Here is a 26,850-nt window from a genome sequence, read left to right as displayed (position 1 = left end):
TATAGCCCGGGCTAGAATGCGCGCATGAGCCTCCGACCCTACCGCGGCCAGTTCCCGCGCCTTGGCGTGCGCGTCTATGTCGACCCGGCCGCCACCGTCATCGGCGACGTCGAACTCGGCGACGACTGCTCGCTGTGGCCCGGCACCGTGGTGCGCGGCGACGTCAACGTGGTGCGCATCGGCGCGCGCTGCAACCTGCAGGACGGCGCCATCGTGCACGTCAGCCATGCCGGACCGCATTCGCGCATGGACGGCTATGCCACGGTGATCGGCGACGACGTCACCATCGGCCATGGCGCGATCATCCACGCCTGCCGCATCGGCAACGCGGCGCTGGTGGGCATGGGCGCGATCGTGATGGACGGCGCGGTGGTCGAGGACAACGGCTACGTCGGCGCCGGTGCGCTGGTTTCCCCGGGGAAGGTCGTGCGCAGCCGCGAGCTGTGGCTCGGCAACCCGGCGCGGCTGGTGCGGATGATCGACGATGCCGCCGTGGACGGCCTGCTGTACAGCGCCGCGCACTACGTGCGCCTGAAGGACGAGTACTTGGCGGCCGGCTGAGCGGCTGCGTCGCCGGCCCGCTGCGCGGCGCTCAGTCCGCGGTGATCAGGTGGTTGTGTTCGGCACGCAGCTCGCCGTAGATCTCGTCGGTCTCGGGTTCCACGCCGTGCCAGCGCGCGAAGCCCAGTGCCGCCTGTTCCACCAGCATGCCCAGGCCGTCGACCACCGCGTGCGCGCCGCTGGCGCGCGCCCAGGCGAGGAACGGCACCGCCGCCTCACCGTAGTTCAGGTCGACCGCCGCCATCCGCCGCCCGACCAGCGAACGCGGCAGCCCCATGAGCCCGGTATTGCGCGCCGCCGACGTGGCGTTGACCACCAGTTCGAACTCGCCCAGCGATCCGATATCGGACAGGTGCCGCGGGTGCACGCGCCCGGGCTGGCCCAGGCCGTCGGCGAGCGCGTCGGCATGCGCCGAGGTGCGGTTGACGATGAACAGGTCGCCGATGCCGGCATCCAGCAGCGCCGGTGCCACCCCGCGCGCCGCGCCGCCGGCGCCGATCAGCAGCGTGCGCCGCGCGCGCAGGTCCAGCGCATGGCGCCCGGTGAGGTCGCGCACCAGACCGTCGCCGTCGGTGTTGTCGCCGTGCCAGGTGTCGCCGTTGCGCACCAGCGTGTTGACCGCGCCGGCGCGGCGCGCGCGTTCGGTGACGTCATCGCACAGGTCGAGCGCCAGTTGCTTGAGTGGCAGGGTGACGTTGGCACCGGCGCCGCCGCGCGAGGCGAACGCCTGCAGTGCGTGACGGAACCCGTCCGCATCGGCGTCGATGGCCACGTAATCCACCGGAATGCCGGTCTCGCGCCCGAAGGCGGCATGGATGCGCGGCGAGAGCGAGTGCGAGACCGGGTGCCCGAATACCGCGTAATGCTTCATGCCATGCCTCCCTGTTGCCTTGGCGATGCCGGCCGCAGGCGCGTCCGGGCGTTTGCTCCGAGTCTACGCCGGCCGCGGCGCGGCCTGCAGCCTGTCGGCCCCGCGCATGGTCAGCCCTCGCGCAGCCAGCGCGCGGCGTCGAGCGCGAAATAGGTCAGCACGCCGTCGGCCCCGGCGCGCTTGAAGCCGAGCAGCGACTCCAGCACGCAGGCGCGCTCGTCGAGCCAGCCGTTGGCGGCGGCGGCCTTGAGCATCGCGTACTCGCCACTGACCTGGTAGGCGAAGGTCGGCACGCCGAAGCTGTCCTTCACCCGGCGCACCACGTCGAGGTAGGGCATGCCCGGCTTGACCATCACCATGTCCGCGCCTTCGTCGAGGTCTGCCGCGACTTCGCGCAGCGCCTCGTCGCTGTTGCCGGGGTCCATCTGGTAGGTGCGCTTGTCCGCCTTGCCGAGTGCCGACGCGCTGCCGACGGCGTCGCGGAACGGGCCGTAGAAGCTCGAGGCGTACTTGGCGGCATAGGCGAGGATGCGGGTGTGGACGTGGCCGTCCTCTTCCAGCGCGAAGCGGATCGCGCCGATGCGGCCGTCCATCATGTCGCTGGGCGCGACCACGTCGGCACCGGCGCGCGCGTGCGACAGCGCCTGGCGCACCAGTGCTTCCACGGTTGCGTCGTTCGTGACGTAGCCGCGGTCGTCGACCAGGCCATCCTGGCCGTGGCTGGTGTAGGGGTCGAGGGCGACATCGGTGATCACGCCCAGCTCCGGGAAGCGCGCCTTGAGTGCGCGCACCGCGCGCTGGCAGAGGCCTTCGTCGTCCCAGGCCGCGGCCGCATCGAGCGATTTGGCATCGGGCGCTGTGACCGGGAACAGCGCCAGCGCCGGCACGCCGAGTTCGCAGGCGGTCTCCGCGTCGCGCAGCAGGTCGTCGATCGACATGCGTTCGATGCCGGGCATCGAGGCGATCGCCGCGCGGCCGGCGGGCTCGTGCACGAACACCGGATAGATCAGGTCGTCGGCGGTCAGGGTGTGCTCGCGCATCAGCCGGCGCGAGAACGCATCGCGGCGCATGCGCCGGAAACGGGTGTCGGGATAGGCCATGGCGGGATTCTACGCCGCGGCAGGGCGGCGCATCGCGGCCCATGAAAAAGGCCGGCGCCCCCGAAGGAGCGCCGGCCCTGGAACGACCTCAACGCGTGACGCGAATTACAGCGAGCACTTGCGCAGCGAGGCTTCCGCGCTCGCCGGGATGGCACCGACCGAGCGCAGCTTGGCCACGAACGGAGCCAGGCAGGACGCGAGGCCGGCCTTGTTCTTGATCGTGCTGCTGCACATCGCAGCCGCCGCCTGCAGGTTGGCACCACCGACCAGCCCGATGACGTCGGCGTCGAACACCGGCACGCCGGTGTCGCAGCGTCCATTGCGGGTCGCGGCGTTGCCCTGGTTCAGCGTCCAGCCCATGTCCGAGTACAGCGCGGGCGTCAGGTCGAGGCGCAGGTTGCCGTCCAGGTCCTGGTTGATCGACGGCTCCATCAGCGCGTTGGGCGCATGGCTGACGTCGAAGTGCGAGAACGTCGAGCCAGTGGCCAGCACAGCCGGGGAGTACAGGCGCGCACGGCCCTGTGTATCGGAGCCCGCGAAGGAACCCGGGACGGCCTGGAGCGCGGCGTTGGCGTTCGGCAGCACGGTCTTGATGGCATTGCCCGCCGACAGCGCGACCATGATCGTCGGCACCGTGGCATTCACCGAGGGATCCTCGGCCATGCCCGCGATAGCCTCGACGTTGTTCGCCACGATCACCGCGATCGCGCCGGCGTTCTGGGCGTGGTTCGCCTTGATCTCGAACGCGCAGGTGCCGCGGTCGACCAGCGCGACCTTGCCGGCGTACGCACCGGCCGGCGACGCCACGCAACCCTGCGAGGCGTTGGTGGGGCTGCCGTCATTGACGAGCACGATCGCGCCGCTGAAGTTCGCCGGCGTGGGCGTGGCACCGAACGCGGCCGTGCCGTAGTCGTACTGCGCGGTCAGGCCACCGGAAACAAACAGGCGCACCAGCGGGCCCAGTGCATCCGGCACCTGCGAGGTGACTTCGTCGCCGGTCCATACCAGCGCGTCGGACTTCGCGGCAGCCACGCGCTCGGCGTTGGTCATCGCGTTCCAGGCCTTGCTGGTGGCGTTGTCGTAGACGAAGGACGAGTAGATGTCGGTGAAACCGCTCTGCGGCGCGCCCGTGGTCAGGTTGTGGAAGCCCTGGAAGTTCAGGCCGTGGCCGATCTCGTGCATCACCACGTCGAGGAAGTTGATCCTCCCCGCCGGGGTGTTGCCGTCCAGGCCGTAGTACCAGCCGGAGTTCTCCAGGCAGCCCGGGGTGCCCAGGTTGGAGTTGAAGTTGCTGTTGATCTCGTCTTCGGTGGGCGACAGGTTCTCGCCGGCGATGGCGTTGGCGAGCGCTTCGCCGTACCAGGTGGCCGGCACGGCGCCTTCGAAGTCACGCTGGATGAAGCGCGCGCCGGCGGAGCCGAGAACGCCGCTGGCGGCCTCGCAGGCCAGCGGGGTGAACTGGGCGCGCACGCGGATGTCCACGTCGCTTTCCAGCACCGCGCCCCACAGGTCGGCCGCGAACTGGTACACGATCTGGCGCTGTTCGCCGACCGTCTTGCCGGGGTTGTTGCCGACCGGCACCGCCGGGGTCGGATCGTTGAGGCCCACGCCAGCCGCGTTCATGTTGACCGGGATGATGGTCGCGGCCTGGGCGGTGCCGATGGCGGCCACCGAGGCGACGGCCAGTGCGCACGCAAGCAAAGTCTTATTCATGGGCGGCGCCCTCCGTGGCGGGGGCGTGGTCGCCGTGGGTGATCACGATGCTGCCATCGGCCTGCTGGGTGGCGATGACATTCGACATCATGTCCTCGGACACCTGCATGCTGACGCGGCCATCGGGATGGCGGCGCATGGTGCGTTCGGCTTCGGCGCGGGTCTTCGGGCCCGGCTTGGCGATCGACATGGACGTATCGGTCCGCATGCGGCTCGCGGCGTTGCGCAGCGCCGCCTGCTCGGACGCGGTCGGCGCGCGCAGGCGGCCGGTGGCGGGATCGATGGCAACGGTAACGCCGGCAAAGCTGCCGGTGGCATCGGAGTCGGTCACGGCCGGCTCGGACGCATGCGCGGCAAAACCGGCGGTCAGGCCGGCCAGCAGCAACAGGGTGGGGCATTTCATCAGGGCGATCCTCGGAATGGAGGCGCGCGGGATGCAGTGGTCGATGCCACCGTCCCCCCGGCGGTGCTCCTTGGTCAAATCAAAGAGTGGATGCAGCAGGCAGGTCGATGTCGTCTGGCCCGGCCCGAGTCTGCATCTTTTTTTCCCCGATCATCAATCTTGCAGCGCAACAGAACGCCACGGTATTGTGAGCGGCTGCCTGTTCAGGATGTGACCGGGAGCACCGGGCTGCCGTGCACGCCGTCGATCTCGACGGCCAGTTCGCGCCGGCAGATGGCCGCGTGCAGCAGCACGCGCGGCACGGTGTCGCCGAACCGGCGCTCAAGCGCGGCGGCCACCACCGGCAGGTCCGCGCGGTCGCGCACGTACACCTTGAGCCGCGTGCCGTCGCCAAAGCGCGGCGGCAATCCCGGGCAACGCGCGCGCGCGCTCGCCAGCAGCGCGTCGAAGTTGGCGAAAGTCTCGTCCACCTGCGCCAGCAGTTCGCCTTCGTGCATCGAGGCATGCCCGACCACGGCGGCCGTGCCCGACAGCAGCAGCGGCATCGCGCTGCCGTCGGCGGCCAGCATGGCGCGGGCGAAGCTCGGCGGCTGCGGGCCGTACTGGCGCGGGTAGTGGTAGGCGCTGACCTGGCGCGGGTTTTCGACCGGCGTGCCGGGCGCGTGCGCGGCCAGCCAGTAGACCTGCACCACGCGCGCCTCGTCGCAGCGGCCGATGGCGGTGGCCGCCGGCAGCGCGCGCGCATCGAAATCACCGAGGCCGCCGGCGCGACCGATGCAGAACGCGCGGTAGCGTTCCGCGTCGCCCTGGCCGACGGTGATCGCGTCGATGTAGTTCCAGATGCGCAGCAGGTGCGGCGTGCGGCTGTCGCGGGTGAATGCCACCAGGCGCGCGTAGGCATGGCGCGCCGCCGCCTCGATGCCGCCTTCGCCTTCGTCCACCTCGATGGCGCCGAACAGCAGCTGGCCATCGCTCGCCCACTGGATGTCGCCGTCGCGGCCACGCATCACCGGCGCGTTGGCGCGCCAGACTTCGTACGGCGCATCGCCATGCGGCTCCAGCGGCACGCGCAGGTAGCGCGGATCGGCGAGCGCCTGCGGGACGTCGGCACCGAAGCCGAACACCGCCAGCGTGTCGTCGCCGAGCAAGGCCCCGGGCGCATCGGCGTGGACGTAATCGACGGCGAGCCGCGGGGCGGCGGGCGAGGCATCCGGCAGGTGGCTCATGGATTGCCGTCCTGCAGCGTGTCGCCGCTGAACTGTTCATTGACCTGGCGGCGGCGCCGCAACCACCCACGCAGGGCCTGCGGCGCGATCGCCACGGCGTTGGCCGCGTACAGCAGGCGGAACACGCGCAGCCGCCGCAGCACGCGGCGGTTGTCGAACACGTCGCCGGCCAGCATCGAGACCACGGCCTGCTCGAGCTGCAGCGTATTGCGCGGATTGGCGAACAGGCGCTGCATCACCGGCGTGGTGAAGCGGTGGATGAACCACGTGAAATGCCGCAGGCCGCCGCGCAGGTGCCGGTCCATGGCGCGCTGCAGGGCGCGCTCGCGCGCCGGCTCGCGCAGGCTGCCGTCGACGACGTCGGCCGCGTGCTCGGCGCTCTTCATCGCCAGGTACACGCCGGCCGAGAACACCGGGTCGATGAACGCGAACGCGTCGCCGGCCATCACCCAGCCGGCGCCGGCCATGCGGCTGCAGCCATAGGAATAGTTGCCCGTCGCATGCACCGGTGCCACGCGCTCGGCCCCGCGCATGCGCGCGGCAACCGACGGCGCCAGCGCCAGGGTCTGCATCAGGAAGTCGTCGTTGTTGCCGCGGCGTTGCTTCAGGTAGGCCGGGTGGCACACCGCGCCGACGCTCATCACGTCGTCGCGCAGCGGGATCAGCCAGCACCAGCCGTGCTCGAAGCGGTCGACGGTGACATTGCCGGCATCCAGCCCCGGGCGGCGCTCGACGCCGCGGAAATGGCTGAAGATCGCCGCCGACTGGTGCTGGCGGCTCTTCTGCTTGAGCTTGAGCTTGCGGCCGACGAACGTGTCCCGGCCGCTGGCGTCGACCACGTAGCGCATGCGCACGCGCAGCATGCTCCCGTCCGCCTGGCGCGCGCGGGCACGCGCCGGCCGGCCGGCTTCGAAGTCGACCGCTTCCACCTGCGCCTGTTCGCGCGCGTCCACGCCGTTGTCGCGCGCGTGGCGGAACAGCAGCTCGTCGAACTCCTCGCGCTTGACCTGGAACGCATGGTCGAAGCCCGCGTCGAGCGCGCGATCGAAACGGAACACGTTGGTCCTGCCCGACGCGTCCTGCACGGTGAAGTCCGCGCCGCGCTTGTGCACGCCGATCGCGCGCACCTGCTCCAGCACCCCGAGCCGCTCGAGGATGGGCATGTTCATCGGCAGCAGCGACTCGCCGATGTGGAAGCGCGGGTGCAGCGCCTTTTCCAGCATCAGCACGCGCCAGCCGCGCCGGGCCAGCAGGGTGGCAGCGGTGGAGCCGGCGGGGCCGCCACCGATCACCAGTACGTCGGTGTCGATGTCGTGCGTGGAGGCGTCCGTGTCTTCGATCGTGTTCGGCATTTCGCGGCGCTTGGCGGCCATGCGATGATTGAGGGGCGCAGATGATAGCGTGCCGCCAGCCAGAGGGCCGGCGTGCAACGGTCGCCACGACCCAGCCGCCACCGGAATCCGCAGATGTCCAGCCAGACCGCCGCCGAACGCGAACTCGCCGAACTCCTGGTCGAAAGCCTGAACCTCGAGGACGTCGATCCGGCCGCCATCGACCCGGAGGCGCCGCTGTTCAACACCGGGCTGGGCCTGGATTCGATCGATGCGCTCGAGCTCGCGCTGGCGGTCGGCAAGCGCTACGGCTTCCAGCTGCGTTCGGACAACGAGGAAAACCTGCGCATCTTCGCCTCGCTGCGCGCGTTGTCGGCGCACGTCGAGCAGCAGCGCACCTGAACGCGCGCGCTGCCGCGGGGACGACGTCCATGGTCCTCGGCCTGCAGGTGGTGATGGCGGTCGCGTACGCACTGTTGGCGCATGCCGCCAGCGCCACCGGCGACGGCCGCTTCGCCTACGCGGCGCTGCTGTCACTGGTGGTGATGATGCTGGCAGCCGGCATCGCCGCGCGCCGCGCATGGGCGTGGCTGCTGCTGCCCGTGTCGCTCGCGGCCTGCCACGCGCTGTACCTTGCCGGCCTTGCCGGGATGCCCTTGCTGCTGGTGCCGGTGGCGTTCGTGGCGCTGGTCGCCTGGGTGTTCGGGCGCAGCCTGCGCTCGCCGCACGGTGCGTTGATCACCCGCATCGTGGCCGCGCTGGATGGCTCCACGCCGGCCACGTTGGCACCGGACTTGCTGTCCTACAGCCGCGGCCTGACGGCGGCCTGGGCCTGGGTGCTCGGCGGCATGGCGTTGGCCAACCTCGCACTGGCGCTTGCCGCGGAGCCAGGTGGCCTGCTGGCCAGCCTGGGGATCGCGCCGCCGGTGTCGATCACGCTGGAGCAGTGGTCGCTGTTCGCGAACCTGCTGACGTATGGCGTGGTCGGCGGGTTCTTCGCGATCGAGTTCATGTACCGCAACCGGCGTTTCCCGGGCCGCTATGTCAGTTTTCTCTCGTTCCTGCGCCAGATGGCGGGGTTGGGCCCGGCGTTCTGGCGCGACTTCCTGCGCTGAACGGCGGACGCGCCTGGCGGCATTGGTATGCTTTGCCGATGCAGACCCGCGTCGACAACATGGAAGTGGCCGAACCGGCCGCGCTTCGCCTCGCCTGGCGTACCCACAATGCCCTCGGTTTCGTGTTCATGCTGGCCTGGACCGCGGGCTGGATCAGCCTCGCCCTGCTGCTGCTGGGGCTGACGCGCCGCCGCGACCTGGCGCTGCGGATGGCCGCGCGCGGCTGGGCGCCCACGCTGATCGCCGGTGCCGGCGCGCGCCTGGAGGTCGAGGGCGCCGAGGACATCGACTGGTCGCGCGCACGCCTGCTGGTCGCCAACCACCAGTCGATCATCGACATCTGCGCACTGTTCCGCGCGGTTCCCGTGCCGCTGCACTTCCTGCTCAAGCAGGAGATGGCGCGGGTACCGTTCGTGGGCTGGTATGCGCGCGCCTGCGGGATGCTGTTCATCGAGCGCGACAACCCGCGCTCCGGACCCCTGCTGCGGCGCCAGGCCGCAGCCCTGCTGCGCGACGGCCACAGCCTGTGCCTGTTCCCGGAGGGCACGCGCAGCCGCAGCGGCACGGTGGCGCCGTTCAAGGGCGGCGCGTTCCAGTCGGCGATCGATGCCGGCGTGGAGGTACTGCCGGTCGCCATCGAAGGCGCCAGCGCGGTGCTGCCGCCCGACCGCATGTTCCGCGTCCGCCCGGGGGTCATCCGCGTGCGCATCGGCGCGCCGCTGCCGACCAGCGGCGACACCGGGCCCGTCGCCCGCCAGGCCCTGGCCGATGCGGCGCATGCCTCCGTGCAGGCGCTGCTGCGCCGCCCGTCCTGAGCGCATCCCGCCACGCCATGCAGTTCGTCGTCGCGCCCACCCATCCGTGCCTGCCGGGGCACTTCCCCGGAAACCCCCTGGTGCCCGGCGTGGTGATCCTCGACCACGTGCTGGCCGCCATCGAACACGGGCACGTGCCCCTGGGGGCGCTGCGCCTGCCGCAGGTCAAGTTCCTCGCACCCTTGCTGCCGGGGGTCGCGGCGACGGTGGTGTTCGATGGCGCGGCGCCGCGCTGGCGCTTCCGCGTGCTGGCCGGCGACGTGCTGGTCGCCACCGGTGAGGTGGTGGCGGCATGACCCGCCACTGGAAGCAGCGCAGCGAAGGCGGGGGCCGCGTGGCCCTGCGGCTGCTGAGCGCCATCAGCCGCCGCGGCGGGCGCGGACCGGCGCGGCTGCTGCTGTATCCGATCACCCTGTACTTCCTGCTGCGCCGGCGCGAGGAACGCCGTGACTCGCGCGCCTATCTGACGCGGGCACTGGGCCGGCCGGCGCGGTTGCGCGATGTGGCGCGCCATATCCATACGTTTGCCGCCACGATCCTCGACCGCCTGTTCCTGCTGGTGGGCGATACGCGCCGCTTCGACATCGGCATCAGCGGGCTGGGGCCCCTGCACGAGGTGCTCGACCGCGGCCAGGGCCTGCTGCTGTTCGGCTCGCACCTCGGCAGCTTCGAGGTGTTGCGCGTACTGGGCCGGCAGCGCCCGGATGTGCAGATCCGGGTGGTGCTGGACAAGGCGCACAGCCCCGCGGTCACCGCGCTGCTCGACGCGCTCAACCCGCAGATCGCGTCGTCGGTGATCGATGCCAGCCAGGGCGGTCCGGCGATCATGTTCGAGATCCAGCGGGCGGCCGCCGAGGGCGCGGTGATCGCGCTGCTGGTCGACCGCACCCAGCCGGGCGAGCCGTCACTGCCGGCATGCTTCCTCGGCACGGAGGCCCAGTTCCCGCTGGCGCCGTGGCAGCTGGCCGCGGTGCTTGGGGTGCCGGTGCAGCTCGCCTTCGGCCTGTACCGCGGCGGCGCGCGCTACGACCTCGTGTTCGAAACCTTTTCCGACGGCCTGGCCATCCCGCGGCGCGAGCGTGCCACCGCGCTGCCGGCGCTCATCGCGCGTTACGCATCGCGCCTTGAACATCATGTCCGCGATGCGCCATTCAACTGGTTCAACTTCTACGACTTCTGGGGCGACCGTGAGCACGATCGAAGCCTGCAAGACACCACGCCCGATCCCGCGCCCGGCACCGGGCCCGGGCGCGACGCCGCGCCCGACGCGCCGGTGGACGCTGCTGCTGCTGGCGGCGTGCGCGCTGCTCCCGGCACTGCCGTGCTTCGCGCAGCCGGCGGCGGTCGATAGCGCCTGGATCCTGGCGCGGCTGGCACGGCCGGCGCCGATGCGCACGCCGTTCGTGGAGGTGCGCGGTTCGGCGATGCTGAAGGCCCCGCTGCGCATCGAGGGCGTCTACGCGCGCCCCGACGCCGACACGCTGGTACGCGAGGTCCGCGCGCCGTACGTCGAGACCACCACCATCCGCGGCGGCCGCGCCACCATCGTGCGCGGCAGCCGCGCGCCGCGCAGCTTCGCGCTGTCGCGCGCGCCCGAACTTGCCGGGCTGCAGGCCAGCTTCGGCGCGCTGCTGGGCGGCGACACCGCGGCGCTGGGGCAGAGTTACCGCACCACGGCGAGCGGGAGCCGCGAGGACTGGACGCTGGTGCTTGCGCCGCGTGACCCCGCGTTGGCTGCCACGCTGCGCGACATCACCCTGCGCGGCCGCGGCGCGGAGCTGCGCTGCATCGAGACGCGGCCGATCGATGGCGAGCTGCAGCGCACGCTGCTGGCGGGCGCGGCGCGTTCGGCTGGCGTGGGTGCCGACGCGGCGACGCTGGCCGCGCTCTGCCGCCAGCCCGGCGCCGGCACGCAATGACGCCCGCGCGCCGCACCGCGCTGGCCCTGCTGTGGCTGGCGGCGCTGGCGCTTGCCGGCTGGGTGGTGGGCCAGCAGCTCACGCTGAGCGGCGACCTGCGCCGCTTCATGCCGGAGCCGCGCACGCCCGCGCAGAAGCTCCTGATCGACGAACTCGGTGACGGCCCCGGCACGCGCCTGCTGCTGCTGTCGCTGTCGGGCGACGACCCCGAAGCGCTGGCCGCGCAGTCGCAGGCACTGGCGGCCACGCTTGCCGCCAATGACGACTTCGAGTTCGTCGCCAACGGCGGCGATGCCAACCTCGATGCCATCCCGGAATCGTTGCGCGCCTACCGCTACCTGCTGACACCCGGCTTCGATACGCAGCCGCTGGACGCCGCGTACCTTGCCGAGCAGCTCGACGAACGCCTGCAGGATCTCGGCTCGCCGGTCGCTGCCATGATCGAGCCGCTGCTGCCGTCCGATCCCACGTTGGAGCTGCTGAAGGTGGCCGAGGCCTGGCAGCCGGCCGCGGCGCCGTCGCGGATCCACGGCGTGTGGTTCGACCGCGCCGGCAGCGAGGCTCTGCTGCTGGCGCAGACCCACGCCGGCGGCTTCGATCCCACCGGCCAGCAGCGCGCGTACGACGCGGTGTATGCCGCGTTCGACGCCGCCCGCGGCGGCGCACCGTCGCAGCTGCGCATGACCGGCCCGGGCGCGTTCTCGGTCGAGATCGGCGGCCGCACCGCGCGCGAGGCGCAGTGGATCGGCGCGATCGACAGCATCGCGTTGATCCTGCTGCTGTTGGTCGCGTATCGCAGCTGGCGCGTGCCGCTGCTCGGCGTGCTGCCGCTGGCCACCGCCGGGCTCGCCGGGCTGGGTGCCGTGGCGCTGATGTTCGAGGCCGTGCACGGCATCACCGTGGCGTTCGGCTTCACCCTGATCGGCGTGGTGCAGGACTATCCGATCCACTTCTTCAGCCACCAGCGCGCCGGCCTCACCCCGCAGCGCAACGTGCGCCAGCTGTGGCCGACGCTGGCCACCGGCGTCATCGCCACCTGCATCTCGTACCTGACGTTCCTGTTCTCCGGCGTCGACGGCCTGCGCCAGCTGGCGGTGTTCACCATTGCCGCGCTCGCGGCCGCGGCGCTGGCCACGCGCTACGGCCTGCCGCCGCTGGTCGACCCGTCGCCGCGCGACACAGCCGACTTCCCCCGCGTGCAGGCGCTGTGGCGAGGCATCAACCGCCTGCCGCGCCCGCGCTGGTCGCTGCTGGTACTGGCCATCGCCTGCGTCGCGGTGCTGGCGACCGTGCGCACGCCATTCTGGGAAAACGACCTCTCGCGCCTGACGCCGGTGCCCGATGACGCAATGGCGCTCGACACCCGGCTGCGCGACGAGCTCGGCGCACCCGACGTGCGCTACGTGCTGGTGTTGCGCGGCGCCGATGGCGATGCCGCGCTGGCCGCGGCCGAAGCCATCCACCCGCGGCTGGATGCGCTGGTGGCGTCGGGTGCGATCGACGGCTACGACAGCGCGGCGCGTTACCTGCCGTCCGCGGCCACGCAGCGCGCACGCCAGGCGCGCCTGCCGGACCCGCCCACGCTGCAGGCCGCGCTGGCGACCGCGCTGCGGGATTCGCCGTTCCGCGAGGACGCCTTTGCGCCGTTCCTGGCCGATGTCGAACACGCACGCACCGCGCCACCGCTGCGCGCCGCCGACCTGCGCGGTACGCCGTTGGCTGGCAGCGTGGACGGCCTGCTGCTGGAAGGCGAAGCCGGCGCCACGGCGCTGGTGTCGCTGAGCGGCCTGGCCGATCCGGCCGCCGTGGCGCGCGTGGCGGCCGACGCCGGCGGCGAGCTGCTCGACATGAAGGCCGCGTCCGAATCGCTGGTCGCCGAGTACCGCGGCCGCGTGCTGGCCGCGCTGGCGATCGCCGCGCTGCTGCTCGCGGCGACGGTGTGGATCGCGCTGCGCTCGCCCAGGCGCGTCATACGCGTGCTGCTGCCGATGGCGCTGACCACGCTGGTGGTGCTGGCGGTGCTGCGCGGTCTGGGCGTGGAACTCAACCTGTTCCACCTGGTGGCGCTGATCCTCGCCGCCGGCCTTGGCCTCGATTACGCGCTGTTCTTCGAGCATGCCGGTGACGACCGCGCCGACCAGCTGCGCACCCTGCACGCGGTGGTGGTGTGCAGCCTGATGACCCTGCTGGTGTTCAGCCTGCTGGCGCTGTCGTCGATCCCGGTGCTGCGCGCGATCGGCAGCACGGTCGCGCTCGGCGTGCTGTCCAACTTCGTGCTTGCGTTGCTGGTGTCGCGCCACGCGCCGGCGGAGGCGCGCCGGTGATCACGCGCCAGGAGATCCTCGCGCTCATCCCGCACCAGGGCGCCATGTGCCTGTGGGACGAAGTGCTCGACTTCGACGCCACCCGCATCCGCCTGCGCGCCGGCAACCACCGCGATCCCGCGCATCCGCTGCGCAGCGGCGACATGCTGCGCGCGGTGCACCTGTGCGAGTACGGCGCGCAGGCGATGGCGGTGCACGGCGGCCTGCGCGCGCGCGCATCCTGTGGCGATGCCGCGCGCGCCGGCATGCTGGTCGCGCTGCGCGGCGTGGAGCTCCACTGCGCCCGCATCGATCACCTGGCCGGCGCGCTGGAGTGCGAGGCCGAGCTGCTGATGGAAGGCGAGGCCAGCCAGCAGTACGCGTTCCGCATCCACCATGCCGGCGTGCTGCTGGCCGAGGGGCGCGCGGCGGTGATGCTCGCGGACGCCGCGGCGATGCCGCGATAATCCGCGCATGAACACATCCAACCACGCTCCACGTCGCGCGCTGGTCACCGGCGGCAGCGGCGACCTCGGCGGCGCGATCTGCCGGCAGCTGGCCGCGGCCGGCCTGCACGTGGTCGTGCACGGCAATGCCAACCTCGCGCGTGCGCAGGCGGTGGCGGATGCGATCCGAGAAGCAGGCGGCAGTGCCGACGCGGTCGCCTTCGACGTTGCCGACGGCGACGCCACGCGCGCCGCGATCGACGGCCTGCTCGCCGGCGGCCCCGTCCAGGTGCTGGTCAACAACGCCGGCATCCACGACGACGCACCGATGGCGGGCATGTCCGACGCGCAGTGGAAGCGCGTCATCGACGTCTCGCTGCACGGCTTCTTCCACGTCACCCAGCCGCTGCTGCTGCCCATGGCGCGGACGCGCTGGGGGCGCATCGTCAGCGTGTCGAGCGTCGCCGCGGTGCTCGGCAACCGTGGCCAGGCCAACTACGCCGCGGCCAAGGCCGCCCTGCATGGCGCGTCGAAATCGCTGGCGCGCGAGATGGCGTCGCGCAACATCACCGTCAACGTGGTCGCGCCGGGCGTGATCGCGGGACGCATGGCCGAGGCCGCGTTCGCGCCGGAGCTGGTAAAGCAGATGGTGCCCGCGGGACGTGCCGGTACCCCGGACGAAGTGGCGGCGGTGATCGCATTCCTGTGCTCGGAGGCGGCCAGCTACGTCACCGGCCAGGTGATCGGCGTCAACGGCGGCATGGGCTGAGCGACGGAGGCCGGCGACCGCATCCTGCGGCCCGCTGACGCAGGGTTCATCATCGCCGGCGGATGATTTCCATCCATCGCCCGCGCAGGTGCCGCCATGACCGCCACACACGCATTCCGCTTCGCCGCTGCCAGCGCCGTGTTGCTGCTGGCCGGCTGCGCGTCCTCGCACATCCTCACCGGCACGCCGCGCGCGCCGATCGATCCCGCCCAGGTCCGCGTGTACTACGGCGCGCCGCCGGTGGCGTTCGAGGAGGTCGCGATCCTGGAAACCAGCAGTGGGGCATTGACCTACGGCGAGCAGAACAAGACCAATGCGGTGCTGCGCAAGCTGCGCGAGGAGGCCGCATCGCTGGGCGCCAACGGCATCCTGTTCCAGGGCACCGCCGACGGCCATGGCGGCAGGGGCGTGAGCGTGGGCGCCGGCGGCGGGCGTTTCGGTGGCAGCAGCCACACCAGCGCCGGGATCGGAGTCAGCATCAGTCCGCGCCAGAAGCTGGGCCGCGGCGTGGCGATCTACGTGCCAAACCCGCCGCCGCTGCAGGCGCCGGTGGCACCGACCCCCGCGCCCTGACCAGCGCATCGTGACCAGCGCGCCCTGACCGGCGTGCGCTGACCGACGGGATCAGCCGGGGGTCGACCGGTCCGCCACCGGCACCGTGCCATCAGCGGCAATGGACGGGGCGCGCCGCCCCAGCGACAGGCTGAGCAGTGGCCCGGTCATGACGGTGGTCAGGATGGCCATGACCAGCAGCATGGTGAACAGGTCCGGGCCGATGATGCCGGCGTCGAGGCCGACCTTCATCACGATGAGTTCCATCAGCGCCCGCGCGTTCATCAGCGATCCCACCGCGAAGCTCTCGCGCCAGCCGTGGCCGGAAAGTCGCGCGCCGATCGCCCCGCCCAGCACCTTGCCGAGCACCGCGACTGCCAGGATCAGCGCCATCGCGCCGAGGCCCGCACCCACGAACGCGTCACGGGTGGTGTTGAGCCCGGCCAGGGCAAAGAAGATCGGCATCAGTACCACGATCGCCAGGTACTCCACGCGGTCGATCAGCGACCTCAGCAGGCGATCGTCTCGCGGCAGGCACGCACCGAACAGGAACGCGCCGAAGACCGCGTGCACGCCCAGCCATTCGGTGACCGCGGCGCAGGCGAAGGCGCCGATCAGCAGCGCCGCCAGCACCATCAGCGACGGCACGCCATCGGCGGCGTGGGTGCGCAGCAGCCAGCCGTACAGCGGACGCAGCACGCCGAACACCAGTACCGCCATCAGCGCCAGGCCAACCGTGGTGCGGATGAATCCGGCATAGCCGTCGCCGGCACCGACCATGGCCACCACCAGCGCCAGCATCACCCAGGCCAGCACGTCGGCGATCGCCGCGCCGCTCAGCGCCAGCCGACCGAGTGGCGTGTGGGTCATGGCGCGTTCCTTCAGGATGCGCGCCAGGATCGGGAAGGCGGTGATCGACATCGCCGCCGCCATGAACAGTGCGAAGGGGAAGAACCCGACGCCCGGCGGGGCGTAGGCGTGCAGCCAGGGCGCGGCGGCGAAGCCGAGCGCCATCGGTACCAGCACGCTGGCTACGCCTACAAGGCCCGCGGAACGCAGCTGCGCACGCACGCCATTGGGTGCGCGCAACTCCACGCCGACGATGAACATGAACAACACCAGCCCGAGCTCGGCGAGCGAGGACAGGCCCGGGAGCGACTCCCGCGCGAACACCACCGCGTGGATGTCAGGAAACCAGGCGCCGAACACGATCGGCCCCAGCAGCAGGCCGGCCGCCATCTCGCCGATCACCGGCGGCTGGCCCACATGGCGCAGCAGCAGGCCGCAGGCGCGCGCGGTGGCGAGGATGATCACGAGCTGCAGGAGCAGGGGGCTGTGGTGCATGGTGGTCCTGGGATGCGGAGATCAGGCGGCGCCGTACCAGGCGGGTGCGAGCAGCGTTTCGCCGGCGGGTGACGGCGCCAGCAGCGCCTGCAGGCCATGGTCGCCGATGCCGGGATGCGAGCGCCGCGCCTGCGCGAGGATCTCCGCGGCCAGCTCGCCCATGCGCTCGATGTTGGCGGCGATGCGCGCGTCGAACGCGGCGTCGTCGAGCTGGTCGCACAGGCTGCGGTTGAGTTCGCGGAACCAGTCGATCAGGTACTGGTCGAGCTGGCGTCCGGGGCCGGCCGTCGCCGCCGGGCCGTTGCGCTCGCCCCACTCGCGCAGCAGCGGCTGCAGCGCGGCGTTGAGCGCGCTGCAGCGCTCGAACAACGGGCGCAGCCGCGCATACATCGGGATGTCGGCGATGCGCCCGGCGAAGAACACCGGCGCCAGCAGCGCCCAGTAGAAGGTGTAGTCCCAGATCACCTTGACCGGCATCACCTGCTCGTCGCCGAACAGCGGGTACTGGTCCTGGTAGAGCGTCATGGTATTGGCATAGAACGAGAAATACAGCTGCTCGTACAGCTTGGCGTGCTGCATGAACGCATCGCCCGCGCGGTCGCGCACCACCAGGTCGGTGATGTAGCTGTTGGCGATGGCGATGAAGTCGCTGCCGGGCGAGTAGAACGGATCCAGGAACAGGCCCGCCTCGCCGGTCAGCGCCCAGCGCTCGCCGAACACCTGGCGGCAGCCGTGCGAGAAATGGCGCAGGAAGCGGAAGTCCATCAGCGCGTTGCCGGCCGCATCCAGCGAATCGGCGACGCGTGGCTGGTGGCGGCGCAGCCAGTCCATCGCCTTGGCGTGGGTGTCCATGCCGTCGAGCGGATGCATGCCGGCGTCGCAGACGATGCCCAGCGAGTGCGCGCCCGAGGCCAGCGGGATCAGCCAGAACCAGTAGCCCGGGCCGCACATGTGGTTGGTCGAGCGCCAGCGGTCGGGCGGCGTGCAACGCGCGCGCCATTCGGGATCGTCGGACCAGTCGTTCGGGTCGATGATGCCGTCCACGCGCCACCAGGCGGCGTTGGCGTCATGGCCGTTGGCTTCGGCCAGGCCCAGCTGGCGCTTGAGGATCGCCGCGCGGCCGCTGGCGTCGACCACCCAGCGCGCGTGCAGCGAGTGCGTGTCGCTGCCGGTGGTCCAGGTGATGCGGTGGTCGCCGTCGCCTTCGCCCAGTGCCACCGTGCGCACCATGGCGCCATCGCGGAAATCGACGCCCAGCGCGCCCGCGCGCTCGCCAAGCATGTTTTCGAAGCGGCCGCGGTCGATCTGCCAGGAGGGCGTCGGCAACAGCTGGCTGACGCCGATTTCGGTGCAGCGGTCGATGTCGCGGCGCCCGTCGGAGAAGAAGAACCGGAAGCCGAACTTGCGGATCTGCGCCGCGTCGAGGTGCTCGCGCAGGCCCAGGGTCTCGGCGAAATAGTGCGCGCCGATCTCCACGGTCGACTCGCCGACCTTGAACGCGGCCTCCGGCGCCGGGTGGCTGCGCCGTTCCAGCACCGTGACCGAAAGGCCTGGATCCGCCTGGCGCAGCTGCAGCGCGAGTGTCAGCCCGGCCAGCCCTCCGCCGAGGATGGCGACGTCGACACGCGCTGCATCAGCCATCAGTGACGGCCTCCGGTTGTGCCGGCGCCTTCGGGCGCCAGCGGGGGAAGGGGGTCGCCGGCCACGTCATCGATCACCGGCGGCTGGCGCCGGGTCCGTGCGTATCTTGCGAGGAGATCACCGGGCTCGAGCACCTGCCGCGCCACGTGCGAGGTGATCGCCCAGAGGTCGCGCACCAGGCGGAAATGGCTCTTGCGGAACGCGAGCGGTGCATCGGCGGCCGCATAGCGCGTCTCGATGGGCACCGCGACGACCCGGGCGCCGCTGCGCGCGGCCGACACCAGCATCTGCGCCTCGAACACGAAGCCTTCGCCTGGCACGTCGGGCAGGGTGAACACCGCGCGCGGGTACAGGCGCTGGCCGCTCTGGCTGTCGACCACGCGGAAGCCGCAGGCCCAGCCCAGGCCCCAGTCGCCGAAGTCGTTGCCGATGCGCCGGTGCAGCGGCTGCGCTGCGCGCTTGCGCAGCCGCGCCCCGACGATCACGCAGCCCGGGTGGCGGTTGGCGGCAGCGATCAGGCGCGGGATGTCGGCGGCGTCGTGCTGGCCGTCGCCATCCATGGTCAACACCGCCAGCGCGCCCTGGCGCGCGGCTTCGGCGAACCCCGCGCGCAGCGCCGCGCCCTTCCCCATGCGCCGCGCATGGCGCAGCACCGTGACCGGCAGGTCGGCGATGCGGTCCACCGTGCCGTCGTCGGAGCCGTCGTCGACCAGGATCACACGCGCGGCCTGCGCCAGCGCACCCTCCACCACCTCGCGGATGCGCAGCGCCTCGTTGAGCGCGGGCACCACGATCGCGACGTTGTCGCGGCCCAGCCGTGACGGATCAGCCATGCGCCAGCTCCACGCGCAGCACGCGCCCGCCGCCGGCGTCCAGCACCACCAGGTCGCCGCCGGTGGCCAGCGCATCAAACAGCGGCAGCATCGGCGCCATCGCATTGCCGGCACCGCGCTGCGCGAGCGCGCCGCGGCTCGCGGGCGCCGTGCCGTCGGTGAGGGTGGCGCGCAGGCGCGTGCCCGGTGCATCGCCGTTGTCGGTCGACAGCACCAGCGCGGCACCCAGCAGGCCTTCGCTGCGCGATACCTGGCCGAGCGGCCCGACATCGGAGGTGTCGTAGGCGACCAGCAGCACCGCCGGATCGCCGCACGCCAGCTGGGAAAGTGCTTCCAGCAGGCCCTGCGCGAAGCTGGCGCGGTAGGCGGTGAGCGCCGTGGCCGGGTGCAGGCAGCCGGCGCCGATGGTCCAGTAGCCCGCGGCCGCGTTGTGCACGGAATTGTGGAAGCGCGTGGGCGACAACGCGCGCGGGTCGCTGACCAGCGTCGCGCACATGTAGTCGGTGATGCCGAGGTCACCGTGGGTGGAGGTGAACACCGAGGGCAGGTCGGCGGGAGCGCGACCGGCGGCATCGCAGGCGGCCTGCGCCACATCGAGGGCCACGGCGACCGACGGTGGCGCGCGGCGACGCTCGTTGGGCGCCAGCAGCCGTGCGACCGGCTTTCCGCCTTCCGCGCCGAGCGTGCCGGTGGCGGCGTGGGTGACGGCATCGGCCCAGCTCGGCAGCCCGTCCAGCCAGAAGCCGATGCCCTCGATGCGCGCGACGAGCGTACTCATGCGCGGCCGAAGACCAGTGCGCTGTTGTTGCCGCCGAAGCCGAAGGAATTGTTCATGGCGTAGCGGATGGTCGTGTCCTCGGCATTGTCGAAGCGTATCTGCGCGCCGCAGGCCTCGTCATGCAGGGTGCTGTGCAGGATGCCGGGCAGCAGGCCGTGCTCGAGCGCGAGCAGCGCGAACACCGACTCGACGATGCCCGCGGCGCCGAGCGTGTGCCCGGTCCAGCCCTTGGTGGAACTGGCGTGCAGGCTGTCGGGGAACAGCGCCGCGACCGCGCGTGCCTCGATGGTGTCGTTGGCCGGCGTGGAGGTGCCGTGCAGGTTGAGGTAACCGACCTCGCGGGCGGCGATGCCCGCGCGCGCCAGCGCATCGCGCATCGCCAGGCTGGCGCCCAGGCCGTCGGGATGCGGCGACGACATGTGGTGGGCGTCGCTGGATTCGCCGTAGCCGCGCAGCTGCAGGCCGCCGTGGCCGGCGGTGGCGCGCTCGAGCAGGGCGAAGCCGCCGGCCTCGCCCAGCGACAGGCCGTCGCGGTCGCGGTCGAACGGCCGGCACGGCGCCGACGACACCAGGCCGAGTGCGTTGAAGCCGAACAGCACGCTGCCGCACAGGGTGTCCACGCCGCCGACCAGGGCGGCATCCACGACCCCGGCGTTGAGCAGGCGCGCCGCCTGCGCGAACACCTTGGCGCTCGACGAACAGGCGGTGGCCACGGTCACGCAGGGGCCGCGCAGGCCGGTGGCGACGCGCACGAAGTCGCCGGGCGAATGCGGGGTATGCACGATCGGGCGCGTGAGGTCGGGCGGAAAGCGCGCCACGCCGTCCGCGCCGGTTTCAAGCCGCGCGTAGCCGTCTTCGGTCGCGCCGATGCTGGCGGTCGACGTGCCGATGACCACCGCCACGCGCTCCGCGCCATGGCGCGTGCGCGCGGCCGCCACCGCGTCGAGCAGGCCGTCGGCCTGCAGCGCCATCCACGCCAGCCGGTTGTTGCGGCAGTCCCATTCCGCCAGGGCCTTGGGCAGCGGCGCGTCCTCGAGGCCGTCGACCCGACCGATCCACGTCGGCAGCGGGTCGCGGCCGAAGTCGTTGGGCCGCAGCCCGCTGCGCCGTCCGCGCAGCGCCGCTTCCTGCGCGGCGCGGCCACGGCCGAGCGCGGTGGTGGCGGTGTAGGCGGTGATGGCCAGCGCCGGGATGGGCGACAGGGACTGCGATGGCGACACGGCGGGGGCTCGCGGACGGAAAGTCGCCGAGTATATCCACGCGCCCTGCAACGGCAGTGCGCAGGGGGCCCGTCCCCCGCGGCGCGGGGGGCGGGGTTCAGGACTATTTGCCGGCGTGGGCGGGGATGAATTGGGTGCGCACCGCGTCCGCCAGCTGATCCGGCGGCAGCAGGCCCTGGTCGAGCAGGAAGTTGTTGAACGCCAGGCGGTCGAAGCGCTTGCCCAGCGCCAGTTCGGTCTCCATGCGCAGCTCGAGGATGCGCGTGTAGCCGTAGAAGTAGGCGCCGGCCTGGCCGGGGGAGTTGAAGGTGTAGCGGTCGATCTCCTGGCGGGCCATCGCCGGCGACAGCACCACGTCGTCGAGCAGCAGGCGGTTGGCGCGTTCGCGGTCGATCAGGCCGAGGTTGAGCATCGGGTCGAGCATCGCCCGCGCCGCACGCATCAGCCGGAACTGCAGGGCGATCAGCTGCCCGTCGATCGGCTCATGCGGCACCATCTCGGCTTCCGCGTACAGCGCCCAGCCTTCGACGTTGACGGAGTTGAACGCAAACAGCGTGCGCGCCAGCGAAATGCCGCGCTCGACCATCGCGGTGAACTGCAGCTCGTGCCCGGGGCGGCCCTCGTGCGCGCTCAGCGTCCAGGCGACAGATGGATAGTTGAAGTCGTCATAGGCGGCCTCGGGACCCAGCGCCGGGTTGCCCAGCGGCAGCACGAACGTGCCCTGCTGCCCGGTGTTGCCGACCAGCGGCGCCGGCCGGAAGTGCGGCGCCGGCTGCGCGGCGCTTTCCGCCGGCGTACCCAGGCGCATCTGCATCGGGCGGTTGGGCACGTCGACGATGCCGTGCTCGCGGATGATCGGGTCGATGGCGTCGATCGCCACGCGGTACTCGCGCTCCAGCGCATCGTTGGGGATCACGTCGCGCTTCAGGGCGCGGATCACCTCGCGGTAGTCGCTGGCCGCGATGCCCTTCTCCTTCGCCACCAGCGTTGCGAGCTGCTGCATCATCGCCCGCGTTTCCATGAACTCCAGCTGCGCGCGCTGCACCAGCACCAGCGGGTCGATGTCGATGCCGACCTGGCGCAGGCGCTCGGCGTAGAGCTCCGGCGGCAGCTTCGTCTCGGTGCGCGCCTTCGGCAGTACGTCGGCACGTACCCAGGCGGCATAGGCTTTCGACTGCGCGTCGAGCGCCGCCAGTGACTCGTCCACGCCGTCGATGCCGTACTCGGCGAACTGCGCGCGGATCCCGGCGGCGTAGGTATCGACGTTCTGCAGCGCCTGTTCGACCTCGAGCTTCGTGGGGCGCAGCAGCGACGCGTCGCCGGCGCGCTCCTCGTAGCGCTGGCGGGCCTGGACCATCACCGGGGTGCTGCCTGGGGCCAGGCCCACGTAACGCGCCAGGCGCTCGCGGGCGTGTGCCTGGCGCTCGGCGGGGACCTGCTTCGAGAGCAGGCCGTTGATGCCCTGGAACACCAGCTGCGGCGCGTCGGCGAACGGCAACACCATCCGCTCCTGCAGCGTGCTGCTGGCGATCGCTTCGTCCGCGGCGCGGATCATGATCGCCAGGTCCTGGCGGACGTTGGCGTCGCGCTCCAGTTCCAGGCGGCGCTGCAGTTCGGCGCGCGCGGTGGCGGTGGCGGCGCGGAAGCGCGCGCCGTTGTCGGGGCCGAGGTCCGCGGTGAGCGTATCCAGGCCGGGAATGCCGAAGAACGAGAAACCCTCGGGCGCGAACTTCGCCTGGGCGTCGATCAGCACCTGCGCATGCTCGTTGCTGCGCGTCACCCAGGCCGGCGTTGCCGCGGTCGCCTTGGCCGGCGCGGGCGCGGGCGCGGGTGCCTGGGCGTAGGCAGTGGCCGGCGCGGCCAGCGCGAGCATGATGGCGAGGGCGAGGGTCTTCATGGCGGCGTGGATCCGTGCTGGAGAAGCGGCGACGCTAACCCCCGCTGCCGCGACCCGCAACGGGCCGCAGGTCATGGGTCCGTGTCAGGGTGCGAGGCACTTGCCGAGGAAACGCTCGGCCAGCCGGTAGCGATGCAGCGCATCGGCACCGCGCAGGCCGTGCTTGGCGCCGGGGTAGGTCATCAGCTCGAAGCGCGTGCCGCGCTTCTGCAGCGCCGACATCAGGCCGGTGGCGTTGCTGAAGAGCACGTTGTCATCGGCCATGCCGTGCACCAGCAGCAGCGCGTCGTCGCGGATGCCATCGAGGTGGGTGAACACGCTGGCGTGGCGGTAGCCGTCGACGTTGGCGTCCGGCAGGTCCATGTAGCGCTCGGTGTAATGGGTGTCGTACAGCGCCCAGTCGGCCACCGGCGCGCCGGCAATGCCGCAGCGGAAGTCGTCGGGCGCCTGGCCCAGGAGCATCAGCGTCATGTAGCCGCCGTTCGACCAGCCGTGCACGCCGATGCGCGCGCCATCCACCCAGGGCTGTGCGCGCAGCCAGGCCACGCCGGCGCGCTGGTCGGCCACTTCCACCGTGCCCTGCCTGCCGTACAGCGCGCCGCCGAAGTCGCGCCCGCGCCGCGGCGTGCCGCGGTTGTCGAGCGAGAACACCACGTAGCCCTGCTGCGCGAGGTACTGGTTGAAGAACGCATCGGCGCGGCCCGGCCAGGCGTCGAGCACGGTCTGCGCGGCGGGGCCGCCGTACACGAACACCACCACCGGGTACTGCCGGGCCGGGTCGAAACCGGCGGGCTTGACCACGCTGTAGTGCAGCGGCGTGCGACCGTCGGCCGCGGTGAGCGTGCCGAATTCGGTGGCCAGGTGCGCGGCGCGGTACGGCGCGTACGCATGCGCGGGATCGGCGAGGTCGTTGTCGACCAGCGCGGCGACCAGGCTGCCGTCGGCGCGGTGCAGGTCCATGCGCGGCGGCGTGCGCGTGTTCGACCAGCTGTCGACGTAGACGCTGGCGTTGCGCGCGAAGCTGATGGCGTGCGTACCCGGCTGCGAGCCGAGCGCCACGATGTCGCCGCCCGCCAGCGGCACGGCATACAGCGCCGACTGCGTGGGCGACGCGCGCCCGGCGATGAAGTACGCCAGGCCCTTGTCCTCGTCGACTGCGGCCAGGCGGTCCACCGGCCAGTCGCCGCGGGTCAGCTGCTGCATCGACCGGCCGTCCTCGGACGCGATGTACAGGTGCTCGAAGCCGTCTCGCTCCGACGACCACAGGAAACGTCCGTCGCGCAGGAAGCGCAGGCTGTCGTGCAGCGGCACCCAGGTCTTTGCGGTCTCGGTGGCCAGGGTGCGCTGGCGGCCACTGGCGAGCGTGGTTTCCACCAGCTCCAGCCGGCGCTGGTTGCGCGACTGGCGCTGGAAGGTCAGGCGCTCGGGGTCGCGCCAGTCGACGCGCGCGAGGTAGATGTCGGGGTCGGCGCCGAGGTCGATGCGCAGCGGCGCATCCGTGCCCAGCCGCGCCACGAACAGTTCCACGCGCACGTTGGCGTCGCCGGCGGCGGGGTAGCGCTGCTCGACGACTTCAGTGCGGTCGGCGTAGACCTCGTAGCGCTTCTGCACGGGAACGGGCGATTCGTCGATGCGCGCGTAGGCGATCGCCGAGTCGTCGGGCGCCCACCAGTAGCCGGTGTGGCGCGCCATCTCCTCGTCGGCGACGAACTCGGCCACGCCGTTGCCGATGGTCGCGCTGCCGTCATGGGTCAGCTGCCGCTCGCGGCCGTCGGCGAGGTCGATCACCCACAGGTTGCGGCCGCGGACGAAGCTGACATGGCCGCCGAGCGGCGACACCTTCGGATCGGTGGCGAAGCCCCCGCCGCTGGTGAGCCGGCGCACGGCGTCGGCGCCATCCCTGGACAGGTCGTACAGGTACAGCTCGCCGCCGAGCGGGAACAGCAGCTGGCGGGCATCCGGCGCCCACTGGTAGTCGACGATGCCCGACAGCGCGGCGATGCGCTGGCGCTCGCGGCGCGCCTTCTCCTCGTCGCTGAGCACTTCGGTGCCGGGCAGCACCACCGCGGAATCGACCAGCAGCGCGGTCTCGCCGCTGGCGACGTCATAGGCCCACAGGTCGAGGCGGTTGCGGTCCGTGTCCTTGCCGCGCAGGAACGTCACCCGCGAGCCGTCCGGTGCCACCTGCGGCTTCAGCAGGGTCGGCCCGGATAGTGGTGCGTCGCTGGTGATCGCCTCGAGCGTCAGCCGCGAGGCGGTGGGCGTCGCGGCGGCGGGCGGGGCGGCATGGGCGTGGGCGAAGGTCAGGGTCATCAGGGCGGTGGCCAGCAGCAGGCGCATCGGGGGCGTCCGGGAAATCGTGGAGGTGGCCATCATGCCGCAAGCCCGCGCCCGCGCCCGCCCCGCCCGCAGGCGAGGCAAGCGGCGCGGCGCGGCGCGGGTGCATTGTCAGTCGCGGCGCGCGCCCTGGCCGAACAGCTGCGCCTTCGCCGCGTCCGACATCGGCTTGTCGAGGTCCGGATTCACCTGGGCCGCCAGCGCGTAGGCACGCTGCGTGGCCGGGCGCGCGGCTATCGCGGCCTGCCAGCGGCGCAACTCGGCGAACGGCGCGAGGTCGATCGGCGCGCTGGTGTAGGGCGCGATCCACGGATAGGCGGCCATGTCGGCGATCGTGTAGGCGTCGCCGGCGAGGAAGGCGCGCCCGGCCAGGCGCTTGTCGAGTACCGACAGCAGGCGCTCCACTTCGCGGGTGTAGCGGTCGATGGCGTACGGGATCTTTTCCGGCGCGTAGACATTGAAATGGCCGTACTGCCCGGTCATCGGGCCCAGCCCGGCCATCTGCCAGAACAGCCACTCCAGCGTGGCGGCGCGGCCACGCAGGTCGGTCGGGAGGAACTGGCCGGTTTTCTCCGCCAGGTACAGCAGGATCGCGCCCGACTCGAACACGCTGAGAGGCGCGCCACCGTCCGCAGGCGTGCTGTCCACGATCGCCGGCATCTTGTTGTTGGGCGAGAAGGCGAGGAACCCGGGCTCGAACTGCGCGCCCTTGCCGATGTCGACCGGTCGGATGCGGTACTCCAGCCCGGCCTCCTCGAGGAACAGGGTGACCTTGTGGCCGTTCGGTGTCGGCCAGTAGTGGAGGTCGATCATGCGGGGCTCCTCGCGGTGGGGGAGTCGAGTCTAGGCCGGCAGCCTTCGCCGTTGCGCGCAGGGCGCCGCAACGCTGCGTCATGCCGGCGCCGGCAAGCGCCCGCTGGCGGGGCGCGCGCCACGGCGCTTGGCAGCGCTGCCGGCCGGCCGCTACGCTTCGCCGGTTTTTCCCTCGCCAAGGATCCCGATGTCACGACCCCCAGCGCCCAGGCTCGGCCTGCTGCCCCACCTGATCTTCAGTTCGCGCTGGCTGCAGCTTCCGCTGTACCTGGGCCTGATCGCCGCGCAGTGCGTGTACGTGTTCCTGTTCGGCAAGGAGCTGCTGCACCTGATCCAGCTGACGCCGTCGCTGGGCGAGCAGGACATCATGCTGATCGTGCTCGGCCTGATCGACGTGGTGATGATCTCCAACCTGCTGGTGATGGTGATCGTGGGCGGCTACGAGACCTTCGTCTCGCGGCTGGGGCTGAAGGACCATCCGGACCAGCCGGAATGGCTGTCGCACGTGAATGCCAGCGTGCTCAAGGTGAAGCTGGCCATGGCGATCATCGGCATCTCGTCCATCCACCTGCTGAAGACGTTCATCGAAGCAGGCACGCTCGGCAGCGGGCTGCCGTACTGCATGTCGGCGGAGGGCATTGCCGCGGTGGCCGCCGCGGCTGCGGCGGGCCTGAAGGGCAAGGCCTGCACCAACGCCACCGAGATGGGCGTGCTGTGGCAGACCGTGATCCACTTCGCCTTCATCCTGTCGGCGATGGGCATCGCCTGGACCGACAAGCTGATGACGGGATCCGCCAGCCGCCGCGAGCACGCCCATTGATCGCGGGCTGAGGCCTGGGAACCCACCACCTCACGTTGACATC

General features: G+C 71.6%; 25 protein-coding genes and 1 pseudogene. 12 read left to right on the top strand and 14 right to left on the bottom strand.

Features of this window, described 5'->3' with window-relative positions; translation table 11 throughout:
- Positions 1 to 24: 24 nt before the first annotated feature.
- The gene (locus tag IDM46_RS12900) at positions 25 to 561 is read left to right on the top strand and encodes a gamma carbonic anhydrase family protein (RefSeq protein WP_182824261.1); all 537 of its coding nucleotides are present in this window, start codon (positions 25 to 27) and stop codon (positions 559 to 561) included.
- Positions 562 to 592: 31 nt separating this feature from the next.
- Here the strand turns inward: IDM46_RS12900 and aroE are convergent, their stop codons facing one another.
- The 6 genes from aroE to IDM46_RS12870 all read right to left on the bottom strand — a co-directional run bounded on the left by aroE (position 593) and on the right by IDM46_RS12870 (position 7,226).
- Positions 593 to 1,432: a shikimate dehydrogenase gene (aroE, locus tag IDM46_RS12895; protein ID WP_182824262.1), complete on the bottom strand. Its 840-nt coding sequence runs from the start codon at positions 1,430 to 1,432 to the stop codon at positions 593 to 595.
- Between the two features lie 110 nt (positions 1,433 to 1,542).
- Positions 1,543 to 2,532: a porphobilinogen synthase gene (gene hemB, locus IDM46_RS12890; protein WP_182824263.1), complete on the bottom strand. Its 990-nt coding sequence runs from the start codon at positions 2,530 to 2,532 to the stop codon at positions 1,543 to 1,545.
- Between the two features lie 105 nt (positions 2,533 to 2,637).
- A complete protein-coding gene (locus IDM46_RS12885; protein ID WP_185115990.1) occupies positions 2,638 to 4,245 on the bottom strand; it encodes a PA domain-containing protein in 1,608 nt (535 codons plus the stop codon).
- Positions 4,238 to 4,648, bottom strand: coding sequence for a hypothetical protein (locus tag IDM46_RS12880; protein WP_182824265.1), 411 nt, complete (start codon positions 4,646 to 4,648; stop codon positions 4,238 to 4,240). The genes IDM46_RS12885 and IDM46_RS12880 overlap by 8 nt, the downstream gene beginning before the upstream one ends.
- Before the next feature lie 203 nt (positions 4,649 to 4,851).
- Positions 4,852 to 5,874, bottom strand: coding sequence for a pteridine-dependent deoxygenase (locus IDM46_RS12875; RefSeq protein WP_185115989.1), 1,023 nt, complete (start codon positions 5,872 to 5,874; stop codon positions 4,852 to 4,854).
- A complete protein-coding gene (locus tag IDM46_RS12870; protein ID WP_185116106.1) occupies positions 5,871 to 7,226 on the bottom strand; it encodes an NAD(P)/FAD-dependent oxidoreductase in 1,356 nt (451 codons plus the stop codon). The genes IDM46_RS12875 and IDM46_RS12870 overlap by 4 nt, the downstream gene beginning before the upstream one ends.
- Positions 7,227 to 7,340: 114 nt before the next feature.
- Here IDM46_RS12870 and IDM46_RS12865 point away from each other — a divergent pair, with 114 nt between their 5' ends.
- From IDM46_RS12865 to IDM46_RS12820, 10 genes and pseudogenes are all read left to right on the top strand, one after another.
- Positions 7,341 to 7,607: a phosphopantetheine-binding protein gene (locus IDM46_RS12865; protein WP_182824268.1), complete on the top strand. Its 267-nt coding sequence runs from the start codon at positions 7,341 to 7,343 to the stop codon at positions 7,605 to 7,607.
- A 29-nt stretch (positions 7,608 to 7,636) separates the two neighbouring features.
- On the top strand, positions 7,637 to 8,320 hold the full coding sequence (locus IDM46_RS12860; protein WP_185115988.1) for a ketosynthase: 684 nt from the start codon (positions 7,637 to 7,639) through the stop codon (positions 8,318 to 8,320).
- A 59-nt stretch (positions 8,321 to 8,379) separates the two neighbouring features.
- Entirely contained in the window at positions 8,380 to 9,135 is a 756-nt protein-coding gene (locus tag IDM46_RS12855) for a lysophospholipid acyltransferase family protein (protein ID WP_185116105.1), read from the top strand.
- A 17-nt stretch (positions 9,136 to 9,152) separates the two neighbouring features.
- Entirely contained in the window at positions 9,153 to 9,431 is a 279-nt protein-coding gene (locus tag IDM46_RS12850; protein WP_185115987.1) for a hypothetical protein, read from the top strand.
- Positions 9,428 to 10,315: pseudogene (locus IDM46_RS12845) on the top strand (acyltransferase); the annotation flags it as partial. The gene IDM46_RS12850 and the pseudogene IDM46_RS12845, both read left to right, overlap by 4 nt.
- Before the next feature lie 208 nt (positions 10,316 to 10,523).
- Positions 10,524 to 11,054, top strand: coding sequence for a LolA-related protein (locus IDM46_RS12840; RefSeq protein ID WP_221441915.1), 531 nt, complete (start codon positions 10,524 to 10,526; stop codon positions 11,052 to 11,054).
- Positions 11,051 to 13,378 (top strand): MMPL family transporter, encoded by a 2,328-nt coding sequence (locus IDM46_RS12835; protein ID WP_185115985.1) that lies wholly within the window; start codon positions 11,051 to 11,053, stop codon positions 13,376 to 13,378. The genes IDM46_RS12840 and IDM46_RS12835 overlap by 4 nt, the downstream gene beginning before the upstream one ends.
- A gap of 44 nt (positions 13,379 to 13,422) precedes the next feature.
- Positions 13,423 to 13,824 carry a phosphotransferase gene (locus IDM46_RS12830; RefSeq protein ID WP_185116103.1) on the top strand — a complete coding sequence of 134 codons (402 nt, stop codon included), beginning with the start codon at positions 13,423 to 13,425 and terminating at the stop codon, positions 13,822 to 13,824.
- 7 nt (positions 13,825 to 13,831) lie between these two features.
- On the top strand, positions 13,832 to 14,572 hold the full coding sequence (fabG, locus tag IDM46_RS12825; protein ID WP_185115984.1) for a 3-oxoacyl-ACP reductase FabG: 741 nt from the start codon (positions 13,832 to 13,834) through the stop codon (positions 14,570 to 14,572).
- A gap of 96 nt (positions 14,573 to 14,668) precedes the next feature.
- Entirely contained in the window at positions 14,669 to 15,145 is a 477-nt protein-coding gene (locus IDM46_RS12820) for a hypothetical protein (protein ID WP_185115983.1), read from the top strand.
- Between the two features lie 51 nt (positions 15,146 to 15,196).
- Here IDM46_RS12820 and IDM46_RS12815 read toward each other — a convergent pair whose 3' ends face one another.
- From IDM46_RS12815 to IDM46_RS12780, 8 genes are all read right to left on the bottom strand, one after another.
- A complete protein-coding gene (locus IDM46_RS12815; RefSeq protein ID WP_185115982.1) occupies positions 15,197 to 16,468 on the bottom strand; it encodes a cation:proton antiporter in 1,272 nt (423 codons plus the stop codon).
- Between the two features lie 21 nt (positions 16,469 to 16,489).
- The gene (locus tag IDM46_RS12810) at positions 16,490 to 18,109 is read right to left on the bottom strand and encodes an FAD-dependent oxidoreductase (protein WP_185115981.1); all 1,620 of its coding nucleotides are present in this window, start codon (positions 18,107 to 18,109) and stop codon (positions 16,490 to 16,492) included.
- Positions 18,109 to 18,942, bottom strand: coding sequence for a glycosyltransferase family 2 protein (locus tag IDM46_RS12805; RefSeq protein WP_185115980.1), 834 nt, complete (start codon positions 18,940 to 18,942; stop codon positions 18,109 to 18,111). Before IDM46_RS12805 ends, IDM46_RS12810 begins: the two co-directional genes overlap by 1 nt.
- The gene (locus IDM46_RS12800) at positions 18,935 to 19,720 is read right to left on the bottom strand and encodes a beta-ketoacyl synthase chain length factor (RefSeq protein ID WP_185115979.1); all 786 of its coding nucleotides are present in this window, start codon (positions 19,718 to 19,720) and stop codon (positions 18,935 to 18,937) included. The genes IDM46_RS12805 and IDM46_RS12800 overlap by 8 nt, the downstream gene beginning before the upstream one ends.
- The gene (locus tag IDM46_RS12795) at positions 19,717 to 20,913 is read right to left on the bottom strand and encodes a beta-ketoacyl-[acyl-carrier-protein] synthase family protein (RefSeq protein WP_185116102.1); all 1,197 of its coding nucleotides are present in this window, start codon (positions 20,911 to 20,913) and stop codon (positions 19,717 to 19,719) included. Before IDM46_RS12795 ends, IDM46_RS12800 begins: the two co-directional genes overlap by 4 nt.
- Before the next feature lie 130 nt (positions 20,914 to 21,043).
- Positions 21,044 to 22,837, bottom strand: a complete 1,794-nt coding sequence (locus tag IDM46_RS12790) for a DUF885 domain-containing protein (RefSeq protein ID WP_185115978.1) — start codon at positions 22,835 to 22,837, stop codon at positions 21,044 to 21,046.
- An 84-nt stretch (positions 22,838 to 22,921) separates the two neighbouring features.
- Positions 22,922 to 25,177: a DPP IV N-terminal domain-containing protein gene (locus IDM46_RS12785; RefSeq protein ID WP_185116101.1), complete on the bottom strand. Its 2,256-nt coding sequence runs from the start codon at positions 25,175 to 25,177 to the stop codon at positions 22,922 to 22,924.
- A gap of 108 nt (positions 25,178 to 25,285) precedes the next feature.
- The gene (locus tag IDM46_RS12780) at positions 25,286 to 25,987 is read right to left on the bottom strand and encodes a glutathione binding-like protein (protein ID WP_185115977.1); all 702 of its coding nucleotides are present in this window, start codon (positions 25,985 to 25,987) and stop codon (positions 25,286 to 25,288) included.
- Positions 25,988 to 26,174: 187 nt separating this feature from the next.
- On the opposite strand from IDM46_RS12780, the gene IDM46_RS12775 reads away from it, so the two are divergent.
- Positions 26,175 to 26,807, top strand: a complete 633-nt coding sequence (locus tag IDM46_RS12775; protein ID WP_185115976.1) for a TIGR00645 family protein — start codon at positions 26,175 to 26,177, stop codon at positions 26,805 to 26,807.
- The last annotated feature ends 43 nt before the right edge of the window (positions 26,808 to 26,850 follow it).

The organism is Luteimonas sp. MC1825 (genome assembly GCF_014764385.1).
In the GTDB taxonomy this organism is placed as follows: Bacteria; Pseudomonadota; Gammaproteobacteria; order Xanthomonadales; family Xanthomonadaceae; genus Luteimonas.
Note: the sequence above shows the minus strand (reverse complement) of the source record. Positions and strands in the feature narration are given on the sequence as shown.